The sequence below is a fragment of the Paenibacillus sp. J22R3 genome (assembly GCF_056269305.1).
The window spans coordinates 801021-813728 of sequence record NZ_JBWDNS010000001.1 but is presented as its reverse complement, the minus strand read 5'-3'; the positions used below and the strand labels follow the sequence as shown (position 1 = coordinate 813728).

At 43.0% G+C, this 12708-nt stretch carries 12 protein-coding genes; 2 read left to right on the top strand and 10 right to left on the bottom strand.

The genetic code is table 11. From position 1 onward, the window contains the following. Positions 1 to 113: 113 nt before the first annotated feature. The 4 genes from AC0YN4_RS03675 to AC0YN4_RS03660 all read right to left on the bottom strand — a co-directional run bounded on the left by AC0YN4_RS03675 (position 114) and on the right by AC0YN4_RS03660 (position 2982). Positions 114 to 908, bottom strand: coding sequence for a response regulator (locus tag AC0YN4_RS03675; protein WP_475835183.1), 795 nt, complete (start codon positions 906 to 908; stop codon positions 114 to 116). A gap of 1019 nt (positions 909 to 1927) precedes the next feature. Continuing rightward, positions 1928 to 2110: a hypothetical protein gene (locus AC0YN4_RS03670; protein WP_475835182.1), complete on the bottom strand. Its 183-nt coding sequence runs from the start codon at positions 2108 to 2110 to the stop codon at positions 1928 to 1930. A gap of 97 nt (positions 2111 to 2207) precedes the next feature. Continuing rightward, positions 2208 to 2609, bottom strand: a complete 402-nt coding sequence (locus tag AC0YN4_RS03665) for a hypothetical protein (protein WP_475835181.1) — start codon at positions 2607 to 2609, stop codon at positions 2208 to 2210. Positions 2610 to 2688: 79 nt separating this feature from the next. Further along, complete coding sequence (locus AC0YN4_RS03660) at positions 2689 to 2982, bottom strand: hypothetical protein (RefSeq protein ID WP_475835180.1); 294 nt, start codon at positions 2980 to 2982, stop codon at positions 2689 to 2691. Between the two features lie 380 nt (positions 2983 to 3362). On the opposite strand from AC0YN4_RS03660, the gene AC0YN4_RS03655 reads away from it, so the two are divergent. Continuing rightward, positions 3363 to 4543, top strand: a protein-coding gene (locus AC0YN4_RS03655) for an IS3 family transposase (RefSeq protein WP_475835179.1) whose coding sequence is annotated in 2 segments (ribosomal slippage) — positions 3363 to 3642 and positions 3642 to 4543 — 1182 coding nt in all. Because the reading frame shifts where the segments join, the coding sequence is not laid out codon by codon here. Between the two features lie 477 nt (positions 4544 to 5020). After that, positions 5021 to 5353, top strand: coding sequence for a hypothetical protein (locus AC0YN4_RS03650; protein WP_475835572.1), 333 nt, complete (start codon positions 5021 to 5023; stop codon positions 5351 to 5353). A 113-nt stretch (positions 5354 to 5466) separates the two neighbouring features. Here AC0YN4_RS03650 and AC0YN4_RS03645 read toward each other — a convergent pair whose 3' ends face one another. From AC0YN4_RS03645 to AC0YN4_RS03620, 6 genes are all read right to left on the bottom strand, one after another. Further along, positions 5467 to 6018, bottom strand: coding sequence for a hypothetical protein (locus AC0YN4_RS03645; protein ID WP_475835178.1), 552 nt, complete (start codon positions 6016 to 6018; stop codon positions 5467 to 5469). Positions 6019 to 6467: 449 nt separating this feature from the next. Continuing rightward, a complete protein-coding gene (locus AC0YN4_RS03640; RefSeq protein ID WP_475835177.1) occupies positions 6468 to 7109 on the bottom strand; it encodes a hypothetical protein in 642 nt (213 codons plus the stop codon). Between the two features lie 32 nt (positions 7110 to 7141). Further along, positions 7142 to 8317 (bottom strand): hypothetical protein, encoded by a 1176-nt coding sequence (locus tag AC0YN4_RS03635; RefSeq protein WP_475835176.1) that lies wholly within the window; start codon positions 8315 to 8317, stop codon positions 7142 to 7144. A 34-nt stretch (positions 8318 to 8351) separates the two neighbouring features. Then, entirely contained in the window at positions 8352 to 10154 is a 1803-nt protein-coding gene (locus tag AC0YN4_RS03630; protein WP_475835175.1) for a DNA/RNA non-specific endonuclease, read from the bottom strand. A 55-nt stretch (positions 10155 to 10209) separates the two neighbouring features. Beyond that, positions 10210 to 11301 (bottom strand): hypothetical protein, encoded by a 1092-nt coding sequence (locus tag AC0YN4_RS03625; RefSeq protein ID WP_475835174.1) that lies wholly within the window; start codon positions 11299 to 11301, stop codon positions 10210 to 10212. A gap of 60 nt (positions 11302 to 11361) precedes the next feature. Continuing rightward, the gene (locus AC0YN4_RS03620) at positions 11362 to 12672 is read right to left on the bottom strand and encodes a S8/S53 family peptidase (protein ID WP_475835173.1); all 1311 of its coding nucleotides are present in this window, start codon (positions 12670 to 12672) and stop codon (positions 11362 to 11364) included. Positions 12673 to 12708: the final 36 nt, after the last annotated feature.

The following is a 12708-nucleotide window of genomic DNA, read 5'->3' as shown; positions in this document are numbered from 1 at the left end:
AGGCGTTCGTATCACTATTATTTCGCTATATGGCTTATTTTTCCAATAGTCTCAAATGCCTATTTTTGATTTGAATGTTTGCATCATTCCGTTAAAATTCATTTGAATACCCTTTATCTAATGTTAGCCCCATCTATAATCGCCTTATTGACTGAAACGAACAGCTCTTGTAGGTTATTGGTACTTCCTTGGGCACCTTTCTCCAAAGCTTCTCGTTTATGCTCCGGTAGATTCGATCCGGCATAAATAAAGAAAGGCGTTAAATTGCCCATCTTGCGGGTCGATTCCAATAATACATAGCCTTCTCTAGGCCCTTCAAGCCTGCCCATATCTGAAATAATGGCTGAAAATTTATTGTATCTGAGCATATCAAGTGCTTCATTTGTTGACTTTGCTATAGAAAACTTCAAACCGAGCTCTTCGAAAGCTTTTCTTTCCATAATGTTGTTATCTGGATTGTCATCGACCCAAAGGATTCGTTTATGCCAGAGACTCGAAGACGCGCTGCTATTAGGAGCAGCTGCTTTGATGGCACCAGCTATTTTGTCGGGTATATTGTCAGGCAATTTGTTGATGTCCATTTTATTATCTTTCAGTTGTCTTCGAATCGTTGCTTCAGTTAATGCCGAGGCAACGCGAATAAAGTTGTGTTCATCGCGATAATCGCTCGGACTGTACAATTTTCCGGTGTGGCGGCTAACTAACCATGCGAATACTCCGAGGACCAGGACAGGAAAACAAACAAGAAAATAGATGATCGGCAGCCTCTCTTGCGTAGTTAACGAATTTGAAAAAACAATGATTAATGAGGCGAATCCATATACCAACACGATAAACAGCGCTATGATTCCCAGAGGATTTTTCGACAAGCCTTTCGCTGTGTCTCCAAATGATTGAAAATCGCTCATAATATGATGGACACTTCCTACTTTTTAGGCATAGGTAATAATTCTAAACTATGTACCGCCGCGAACGGCTTAACGGTTTCAGGGATGTAGCATATTGCGGTGTTTAATATTTCCATGTGAGATTCATTACAAATTTATGCGATACTTTATTGACCTATGACGCCAAGGCAGTATGGGTAACATGGAGCGGGATCCGAGATGACGGACTTCATGCGTATGAGTGTTCGATATTCAGAAATGAATGCGAACATGTCATCTCTGAGTTGATCAAGTGGGCCATATTCGCGACTGGATTGCCGCTGCCATGTGAGCAACTCACGTCTTGTAATACTGAAATCCCAGGCTCATACTCAGTACATTCTTGAATCATGCTATTTATATCCCCCACATCATATATGAAATTCCATCCTAATCATCATCTGGTTCGTTTTCTGGCAATTTCGTTTTTAATTGGCGTTCTAACTCATTAATGTTGGATTTGCTTGCTGTTCTTCCGACGAACATTGGATATTTAGTTTTGATTCTTTAAACTAAACTAAACTATTGAGGTCTCCTCCAAATACTGTGTGTTGAGAATCACTGTCGTCCCGCCGTAGGCAAAATCATTAACAATAATCCAATCCTCTTGTCCTTTGACATGAATGTCGGGAATGGGATAATGTTCTTGTCACAAAACGGGAATGGGATCAAGTTCTTGACATCGCCCCATGACAAGAACTTGATCCCATAAATAAAAAATGCCGCGGTTTACGCGACATTTAATGGGACAATGTTCTTGACTTCCGACAGTATTACAACAACGTGAGATTTACTGGAAGCGGGTTTTGCATTATCCAGTTCGGCAATCAACGCAGGCGATATGTATAATCTTTACCTGAATACAACAACTCCGATCCCTAAATAGGAAGCGGAAATATATATTTATATATCTTTGAATGTTTGACGCAGCCTGCTCAGCAAATCCAATACCTAGCGTGTTTAACACTTAATTCAGAAGCAAGCTTAGGTCTTTTGTATTATCAACCGCCTAATATAACTGCTATTCTCCAGATGTACGACAATATATTTAATTCACCCTTAGACCAGCTAACTACATGAGCATTGATGATTATTAAAAAAAGATAACTCCCCAGTACAATTGCGATTGTTTTGGCTAATGAGTTTAAAAACACCTGCAAGGCTTTATACCACATATCTTTCATTCATGGCCCCCTAATTTAGAGTTATCTGGCCCCTCTAAAACTTCTGCGATACTGCTTCTTATCTACTTCCCCTATTCCTTAGTGGTGATCGCATTTGCTACATCTGTTCAGCATAAGTTCGCCTCGCCAGCTTTCTTTTCTTCTTCCTGTTATCTTCAGCAACCCATAGTGGCCCGAACCATTTAAAAAATACACCTTCTCTTCCTGGCAGCTCCAGCATCTCCTCTCGTGACATCAACCTGCATAGGCACTCTTCTACGTCGTAGCCCCAGTCTGTTACGATGTTTTTGTACCACTTGTCAGTTTTACTTGGAATCAGGTCGCCAAATCGAGTCTGTAACACTTCAATATCGTGCTGGTCAATATGGTGTGGTCCGTGAACGGTTGAAGGTTTTGAATAGGCTACATCGGTTCCATTGTAATGAAAACTAATTGCGACAGGGTTTCCTTGGTAACCATACGATGGACCACGAAACTCGTTTACATGGATAATGGTCATTTTCTCAACGCCTCTCTTGTTTCGATCTGATCTAATATTCCAACGTATGTCATTCTCATCGCATGCAATACTGGACTATTCAGACTTCAATGACATCAAATAAAAAAGCGTCACTTTCTGTGGTGATTTTCAAATTGTCGAGACTGGCCTTCCTACAGAGCTCTCGAGAAAAAGAAGAATGCCATTTTGTATCCGTTTCTTCAACACGAACAATGAAGTGGTTATCTTGCACTTTTCCAACAAGCTCAATAGAGATTAAATCCTTAAAGTTTCTCCAGTTGCTATGCAAAGTAATATGATAATCAATGTACGTCTTTTGTCTTTCTGAAAACTCTAAATCATTCCGCTTAAGTATAAACTTTTTCTTCTTCATCTAATCTCCCTATGCCTCCTGAAATCAAATGATTTAACCATGCTGAATAAGACAATTTTACTAAATAGGAAATGTGAATACTGTCGAAAATAAGCACAAGTACGACAATAAATCCGATTCCCTAAGAAGTTGGTTTTTGAGTGTCGGGGTGAGTTCTGGTTAGGCTAAAGACGTCACCACCACTCTTTTAAGAAAGAGAGACTCAAATGAGTCTCTCTTTCATTTAGCCAAAATTAGCGATCGGACAATGATTTGGATCTTGTCCTGATCCATAGCAAAAAGACCGGACTACAGTTGGTATTATCCCCTTCAAGTAGACACTCAAAAAAAACCTACATGTTATCATGGAGGTTCGAGTGCCACTTGGAGGGGATATTTTTATGGCTAAAAAAGGACAAACATTCCAGACGTATTCTGAAGAATTCAAACTGAAGGCGGTCCGAGCATATATAGAAGGCTCAGCAAGTTACAAAGTAATAGCCGAACGTGAAGGAATTCGAAGCTGTACCCAACTGAAAGTTTGGGTAAAGAAGTGGCAAAATGGGGAGCCATTCGATGAGCGAAAAGGTAACGAGCTAAGCCCTCTGAAGGGACGCCCTCGCACAACTTTTGGCAGCGTTGAGGAAGAACGAGACTACTTGAAGGCGCAGGTGGATTACTTAAAAAAGCGGTATCCAAATCTAGTAAGGGAGAAGCGCCAAACCAGCGAGAGAACTACGAAATAATGGAGGAACTACGTCCCTTGCACGGCGTTACAGGCTTGCTAGCCATTGCGGGAATACCTCGGTCCAGTTATTACAAATGGCGAGCTACACAACCTCAGCGCGTGGCGAGGCAAGACAGAGATCATGAGATCAAGGAACACATGATGGCCATCCATTTTGCGCATCCAGAATTCGGCTACCCTCGCATAACGAATGCTCTTTGGGAGGCAGGCTACAACGTAAATCACAAGAAAGTATGGCGAATTATGAAAGAACTATCGATCCAGTCGATCATTCGAAAGAAGCGAAAGCAGTCCAGTTACACCCCTTCTGTCGTGTTTCCAAATCGCTTAAACCGTCAATTTCAAGCCACAGCGCCACAACAGAAAATGGTGACGGATATTACCTATATTTCGGACGGAACACGATTTCATTATCTATCCGTTATTCAAGATTTTTTTAACAACGAAATTGTCGCGTGGCAGTTATCCCAACGAAACGATGTAGAGCTCGTCCTTGATACCGTAGCGCAGTGGACAAGAAAAAGAGACGTCTCGGAAGCCGTGCTCCATTCGGATCAGGGCTTCCAATACACGTCTCAGGCGTACAACACACGATTAGAGGCATTCGGCGTTAAAGGCAGCCACTCTCGCAAAGCAACCTGCCTGGATAACGCATGCATCGAATCCTTCTTTTCGCATCTCAAAACAGAGAAGCTGTACCTCAAACAGTTTAATTCAGGAGCGGAAATTCAGCAAGCGGTGGAGGAGTACATTTATTACTACAACTACCACCGTTTTCAAGCCAAACTAAAACAACGCGCACCGATTGAGTATCGATGCGCGTTGGCTGCTTAGCTTTTTTCAGCTGTCTACTTGACAGGGGTATGACCAAGTGGCCGGTCTTTTTGCTAATTGCAGAGCGAACGCTTTGCAACGTATCGATCGAGCATTACTCTTCGGCTGCTGCTAATTCACGCCAGAGCTCCCTTTAGGCGCTTCTTTCACCACTTATATCGTAGTTTCTAGTTTCCGAATAAACGGTCTAAATGAAAATAATCCCCCTGCTATTCTATGCTCAGCAGGAGGATTTTTTCTTGCGAGAGAATCCATAAATCGTTCGTTTTGACTCAGCGGTAGAACCCGAAGTCAGCCGATAAACGCTGCCTTTTCTGATCTAAATCTTAATTGCAAGATCCACTCTGGGAATAGGTATAAATTACTAAACGACGAAATAATGAAGCTGTGAAGGATTCTGTCGACCTATGTTGAATAATGACAAAGGAGTATAAAAATAACAAAGGGGACTAAGCAGTGGAAATAACGCCTGTTAATGTGAATGTTCAAAATGTACAATTTGGTGGAGGCAGATCTTACTTCGACGGTGGACTATTATCTTATATCGGATGGTCAATTCTAGGTATAATTGTAACTGTTTTCACGTTAGGTATTTGTTATCCATGGGCTCTGTGCATGATGTATGGGTGGAGAATAAACCATACAGTAGTTGAGGGACGGAGACTACAGTTCCACGGTACCGCTATAGGCTTATTCGGTAATTGGATTAAATGGTGGCTTTTGTGTTTTATCACTTTAGGAATTTATAGTTTCTGGCTATTCATTGCACTTGAAAAATGGAAAGCGAAAAATACTACTTTTGCAGCATAATTGCCCTTCAAACTGGGATATTGAACTTTATGGCTCTCATGGATCCCTGTGACTTATTTAAAATCAATCAATAAAAATGAACAAGAATAAACCCGCTCCCAATTTGGAGCGGGTTACTGCGCTGTTAACTGGCAGCTTAAATGGGCGATAAATATGTTAATTGGAGGATAATCAAAAATGAAGAAATTAGTTAGTGTTCTTATTGCTTGTATTTTTGTTATTGCCTTAGCGGGATGTGGCGGAGATTCGAATGAACATGAAGGTGAAGCAAAAACGCCGTCAGGTTCAAGTAGTTTTAATTGTTCTGACTTCTTTTCGTAAGGGCAGGTTCCAAATAATTGGCTTGATAACAAATATTTCAAACTATCCTGGATGTTCTCTCGACAATGGCTGTGATAAAACTCTATTGATTGTTTCCATCTCATATCCGAATCGAATTGAAACAACATTTCAGGGATACATCTTTCTTTCATTTTTGTTAAGTTCATAATTGATGGGACTGTCAGTTCCTTTGATCCTTGGCCAGCAATTTTAAGCCACTCCTTAAAAAAATCAAGGCATAAATGCACCGTGATTTTGTTAAGGATCCAATGGACCAATTGGTTATTTTCAATAACCTTTAGATTGGAGAAATCAAAAAGGTTTCTCAAGAAAACTTCAATCACCTCTTCAAATAACTCTGTGTGACAACCCCGCCCCTTTCCTCCTCCAATTACAATATCCTGCTTCCCCTCTTTGTAAAAACGATCTAGTCTTAGCAGCGATTGTTTCCAAAATACATAAGCATAGGCATATGGGCAGATATCCGGAAAAGCGGTATTCTCAGGCTTTCGTAATTCCTGATAGGCTCTGATGCAATTATTATACTGAAAGTCCTATCGTATAGTTGCACAAAAGTTAATAGATATCCCTAACATTATTGCCCGTTATCGTAACGAAGGCTGCCGATTTTATGCGGCAGCCTCATATGGCGATGTTATTGAACTATCGTGTTCCGTTAGTTTAGCATTTCAGGTGTCTGAATCCACAAGTCAAAACACTCGGGACGTTAATGGAATTTATTATTTATTAACTTTCTTACAAAGGACATTTACCGAATAATCGACATTAATTATCACCCTTCCTTTTTAAAGGATTCAGAAAGCTCATTTTCTATTTTTTTCGGTTGAACGTATAATTTCCGGGTTTCCAGAAACACATCAAATCCGTTAATTTTATCTTCCATTGCAAAATCTTTTTTAATGTTTCGTTTGATCTCTTTATTAAATCCTCTTGGATCTAGATTTTTGAACATAGAGGATGTAAATTCTCTTTGCAATTCCTCCAAATGATGACGATACTTTATCGCATCATCTAATTCGAATATCCGGTGCGAATAGACAAGGAAACTTAAAATCGGCTTTCGATAGCCTCTAAAAGCCAATTGCTTTGATTCGCCAAATCCATCATTTAAGTCCAAATTCGGAAAATAGAATCTTCCTATTTCAATGAGTACGGACAGTTTTGACTTTAGATCTCGAATATATTCTTGTCTATCTGAAAAATCACTACAAACTTCATTCCTTAAAACAATCAGAGCCTCGATCGTTTTAGAATACCAGTCCAAATATTCTTTGTGCTTTGTGCTTTTTAGCTCATATCTCTTTGTATTTGAGATGTAGGTATATAAGAATGCGCTTGCAGACAAGAGCAATGAAAAGACAGGAACATAATCCGTAAATTGCATTTCAAACACCTCGTCTGCAGAATCCCCCATCCTTGGTCAAGCGTGGGGGTGACTTATGCGATTTACTCGAGTACCGGCGGGTTCTTAAATTGATAACTCTCTGTATACAAAATACAACGAATTTTTGTTTCTTCCATAGGCCCTCCATCAATCGTACGCCATACTTTCACTTGTTGAGTGGTATCGTCTGTCCAGAAAGTCAATGAAACATTATCTTTATTAGGTATATTCGGATCATAGATATAGAAAGTCATCTGTGACGCGTTTTGAAAATATCCCCATACAATTACCTGATGATGCTCTCCAAGATCAAGCGGGTTATAGGATACTGCCTGTATTAGACCAATGGGGGACAGTCTTCCAGCATCGATATCCGCACGCACTCGTTCTACCGTTTCGCGGTAAGTTACCCATGCCCGACCACGCCATAAGCCCACCGCTCCCGCTACATTGTCGTCACCGTCCGGATACATGGGAAATTGATAGGCCAAGTACCTGCTGCCTCTATTAGCAAAGTCAAAACTTTCTACGAGCCGATCGCGGATATATTGGAATAGCGGATCGTTGGAGGCGGCAGGCGTCATAATCCGGGTCGGAATCGACATCCCGCCGTTGAAATAGTCCATAGCTGCAAAAACCATCCCTCCGCATAGTCCAGCATTCGCGCGCGTGAGGGGAATATCTTGAAACGCTACTTCGAAAGGCGCGGTTATTAAACTAAAAGGAACCGGAAGACCCTTATGCAATTCGTGAAACAGTTGACCAACGGTCATAACGATAAGTGATGGGCTCCATTCCGTATTCTTGAAATGAAAGCCATTTGCTGTTGGTCGAAAGTTCGTTAGATGCATCTCGGCAGGACGAAATGAAAACACGGGCTCTGCCGCATGACCTTGACCGCCTGTATGAGATAATTCGAAACCCGGAGGGCATTGCTCTTGATAGGTGTTCCCAAATTGCGATTCCACCAGAGGGCTATTCCAACGTATAGTCACGGTGTCGGAACCCGGGGGTTCTCCGATGATATTGTAACTAATCCATCCATCGGTTCCGGTCACTGGAACTTCGCCCATAATCGAGTTTCCTTCGCTTTGAAACAACGCGGATTGTCCTGGCTCAATCCGCAACGGAGCTTCAAGCCCCTGAGTCCAGCTTCCATGATCAATCCCTTCAGCTACCTTCGAAAGCGGTCGATCGGTTAAGTTTTGAAAAGTTATCCTTACTGTGATTCTTGACATTATATAGCCACCTCATTTTTCGTTTATTCCTTATTCACAGCTTGATGTCCTCTGTATCTCCGACCACATGTGTCAACTCTGCTTCCATTCCCATCGGGTCATGCTCGCGCAAATTGCCGAACCGCAGACCTGTCACCTCTTCAATTTGAGCGACCGGCACTTGATAGGTACGATACTCACCATAAGCGAACTCCAGATTCGTAATCAGATTTTTTTGCGATTGAAGATAAGCTGTTGCCGACAGGCTTCCGTCGGCCTTTACCATTACGACAACTTTCCAAAACTCTCCTGGAATTTGAACGCCTCTATAACGCATGTCATCCGATCGAAAGACCGGTCCCGTAAAAACGGAAACCTTCAATCCCTCATTGTGGGCATTTTGCAAAATGTAGTCTTCCAGGTCATTCCACGTTTGTTGATTTAATTTGGCATGCTGAGGCGTACTGTTCGTAAAATGGAACGTATCCTCATTCGCGACCTCCGCAGATTTGCCCCAAACCGGATCCAGTCTGCGAACCAGATGCCCGCGATCGAGGTTGTTATTGCTGTAAAGTTCCGGACCGCACTGGAATGCGCTATCGATCCGTGGATCGAAATACCATTTGTCATCCCCACGTTTCAATTCAGTCGATTGTTTACCATCAATATTTACCGCAGTGAAATATGCCAGCTTGCGGGTTTTGCTCATCACGATAGAGAAATGGGTGTAGGTCAATACTTTATCGCCTGTCTTGAGAGGAGCAATGTCTTGCTGCAGATCTTCCCGTAATTCGGGAAGAGGTATTTTATAATCATTGCCGAGAAAAAAGGGATCGTAGCCGGTTAGCCCTGCGTATCTATCGATGCTTAATTGTTCTGCTTCCTTTGATTCCGGATTTTCTGTGGCGGATTGTCCGCTTTGGATCAATTCATCAATCAACGCTGTTTGCTCGCCGCTTATACCGGAGTGTTGCTGTTCCAGAACGAATGACATGATGCTGCTGATGCGTATACCTTCATTCGCGATGAATTTGCCGCTGTCATTAGCGTCAGGCACGCCGGCATGATGAAGTGCGATAACCGTCCATTCGTCATTAAAAACCGGCGATCCCGACGATCCTTCCAACGTATCGGACGCATAGTGGACGTACTCGTCAAAGATGTCCATAATTTTATTTTCTCTGATCGTTACGGCTTTAGGGGCACCTCCCGGGTGCTGAATGATAGATGCGGATTCGCCTACCAGCGCTTTCCCCGTCTGCCTCAAAAGCTGCAAAAACCCGAAATCGCTCAATTTGCGTCCGTCGGCGGACATGGTCTCTACAGCTGTCAGGCTAAAGTCCAGCTTCGAATTCGTCATGAAAAAACGAGTGGGATTCAGACGAAAGCTTGCAACCGACTGCTCCCGCAGCTGAAGATCCAGCTCATAGTTGAATTGCGCCAAGCTGGAAAGCGCCGTATCCTCATCTTCCAAAACGTGGTTATTAGTCAATAACAATGAAGGCGAAACAAGGAACCCCGTGCCGTATCCGCGCACTCTTCCGACGCGATCCCTGACTTCGATCCTGCAAACCGGTTTGCTTGCTTTAAGCCCCGCTTCCAGGTAATTAATCGGAAACATGTCGTTGTTTCCGATCAAACGCTCCATCGCGAGACCGTTCCTCGGATGGATCATAGCTTGGCGCCGGGCAGCCCGCTCCGCTGTGTCGGCTTCGAGCGGATTTTTCGATTCGAGCTTACGGGCGGCTTGTTCTCGCGTTTCGGTTCTTTCCTTGTAACGTTGTTGCGCCGCGCGCTGCTGCAATTCAGCACGATCATGATTCACCTGTCGGATCCCGTCAAGTCCGATGATTGACATTGATTCACACCTCCATTTATTGGAAGAAAACGGCTATCATGTATCTAGTAGAGCATTACGCGGTGGCGTTTATATAACTTTCAATTGTATGCTCAATAATAAATCGTAAAGCATTATGCGCTGTCGTATCATTAATACAATCCTGCCAAACAGTAATAAATTTTCTCCCGGATGGTTTGTGCGTGAAAATAGTCCCTTCAGATGCAACAATTACACCAGACTTCAAAGGACCCAATCCTATTTTCGTTTCGAAACAATCTATTGTGGACGGTATTATGCTTGGTATAAACCGGACTACGTTTAAAAAAGATGGTTCTCTTATTGCAGTTTCCTTGAGCATCGTATTTATCACTGCAGAACTAACCGTATCTTCAATGAGCGTTCCATTAAAAATATGCGCATATAATCTGGCCATATCGTAACAAGTCGTAGCTTGAGCAACAGGACCGTCGTTCACACTTGGAATTCGTATATAAGGCAACGATTGGTTAAAAGTACCGGCAAGCCATATGCCACTTTGACTTTCTGGGTTTGGAGTGAAGAAATCTCCTGCTTCCAATGATCCGTTAATCCAACAATAACCAAGCGATTTAATGCAAGCCGCTGCGGCATTATTATCGCTTAGAACAATCATGTCATGAAGATTATTTACAAACTTCGGGCTGAAATGAATCGTGTTGTCGGTATGAAGAATAAAGATTTCCTCGTATTTTGGTGGGTATATTGTTGATAAAATTTCTGGAGAAATTGGCGAAATGCCAAGCCGCATGATAATATCCCGGAAACTATCCGTGATGATCTGATCGAACTGCATATGTGTTTGTATGAATAAACCGTTAAAGTCAATCGGTGCAGCTGGAAACAATTCTTCAGCAAGATTATTGATACTTTTCTTTAATTCAAATGCTGCATATAAAGCTGCTATCTTCAGTAGACTTGCTGAATAACAAAAATCAGTTGCTCGTATTCCAGCATGTGAATAAACATAATTAGATTCATCAATTGCTACCAAAGAGATTGCTGGACGAAATGGGATGATACTAGGAAAATGGTTGGAAGCTTCCCCTACAGCGTTTAGTAAAAATTGCTCTAAAACGGAATCCTCTGTTAATAAATTTATATAAGTGGATGGAAATAGAGTATTCATTCGTTAAAGCCTCCTAATCTTTCCTAGAAAAGCAGAAATTATTGGTTTCATTCGTCACTCCTAAATGCGGCTGACGGCTTCTTTGAGATTCGGCATGACGCCTATCCGGTCTGCGTTCGTCGTAGCGGTATTGAACGAACCTGAAAGAAGTTCGCGCATGCGGAAAGGGGATAGTTTCTTTCCTTGCTTTTTGGCTATGCCTTGCATGACGATCGCCGCACCAGCAATAATGGCGCTGGCTCCCGAAGTTCCACCGAAACCCAAACCCTCATCACCGCCGCCAAGTGGGTTCAAGCCCGTGTATCGCCCAAGCAAGCTGGGAATCGGAGACGTTGTGACGATTCTCTCTCCCCAGGCATGGCAGTCTATGCGGCTTCCGAAATTTGAGAACGATATGCGGGAAGGGACTCCTGCTTCTCTGGCACCGACCATGATGGCTCCCGAGTCGAAAAAGTTGAACGTCGTTCGCTCAAAGCTTGTTCCATCGCTGCGCAAGATGGTGTCTAGATCATGGCGGCCATTGCCTGCTGGTTCGATGACGGTGATACCGAGGATAGACAAGGTGAGGATGATTAACGCGATATGGGGATCCATCTCGACCGGCTCACACTTTTCTGTTTGATCCTCAATAAGCAAAACATCTCCGTCTTCTAGAAATTCAAGGGATCTAAGAAGCACTTCCGACAAATTTGGTTTATGTGAACTTGCAACGGCTCCTTTTACTTTTGGCGCAATACCGATAATCCCTTTGTCGTTGTCTTGTGCGAGGACGATCCCAAGACATTTAGTCGAATGCTTTACATTTTCGATTCCGGGCTCGCTTTCAGTTAGTTCATTAATGCCTGCGCCCATTAAATCTTCATGGGTAAGGTCCCAGCCCCATTCTATATCCAGAAACTTGACGTCCGCTCCGTCCGCGCCATCAAAGTTCCATGCGGAAAAAGCATCGATTCCGATAGGCGCCGCAAGTAAATACGCTTGAGTGGCTGCCAGGGGATCGTCTATGAAATTTATGGTAGCCTGTTCGAGCGGCGATTCCTCATAGGCGTATTCAACGAAAGGCAATGCATTCAGAGCTGCCATGAGCGTCGGTCGATCGACGAAGCCTTGAACTTCCATGGCCATAATCGACAATAGATTCGGAGGCTCTTGCCCCGCTATGTCCCGGGCGGCATTCAACAATGCGGCAAGCTGATCCGCCGTATGAGACTGCACAAGCCTATTCAAGGTTAACAACGCGGCGGGAAATAGGTTCGTCAGTTGCTGCCACATGATCGAGACGGGCTCCGGTAAAAACTGCTCTGCCGCGTCTTGATAAGGAATTATAAAGTCCGGTTTGAATTTGACAATGATTCTTTTATCGGTTGGCATATGCGTCCTCCTTGAACCTTTCATTATTTTAAAGGC

Bases quoted from the DNA above. Each gene is read 5' to 3' on its own strand.
- AC0YN4_RS03675 (WP_475835183.1), bottom strand. From the start codon at position 908: ATGAGCGATTTTCAATCATTTGGAGACACAGCGAAAGGCTTGTCGAAA.
- AC0YN4_RS03670 (WP_475835182.1), bottom strand. From the start codon at position 2,110: ATGAAAGATATGTGGTATAAAGCCTTGCAGGTGTTTTTAAACTCATTA.
- AC0YN4_RS03665 (WP_475835181.1), bottom strand. From the start codon at position 2,609: ATGACCATTATCCATGTAAACGAGTTTCGTGGTCCATCGTATGGTTAC.
- AC0YN4_RS03660 (WP_475835180.1), bottom strand. From the start codon at position 2,982: ATGAAGAAGAAAAAGTTTATACTTAAGCGGAATGATTTAGAGTTTTCA.
- AC0YN4_RS03640 (WP_475835177.1), bottom strand. From the start codon at position 7,109: ATGGGGGATTCTGCAGACGAGGTGTTTGAAATGCAATTTACGGATTAT.
- AC0YN4_RS03635 (WP_475835176.1), bottom strand. From the start codon at position 8,317: ATGTCAAGAATCACAGTAAGGATAACTTTTCAAAACTTAACCGATCGA.
- AC0YN4_RS03630 (WP_475835175.1), bottom strand. From the start codon at position 10,154: ATGTCAATCATCGGACTTGACGGGATCCGACAGGTGAATCATGATCGT.
- AC0YN4_RS03625 (WP_475835174.1), bottom strand. From the start codon at position 11,301: ATGAATACTCTATTTCCATCCACTTATATAAATTTATTAACAGAGGAT.
- AC0YN4_RS03620 (WP_475835173.1), bottom strand. From the start codon at position 12,672: ATGCCAACCGATAAAAGAATCATTGTCAAATTCAAACCGGACTTTATA.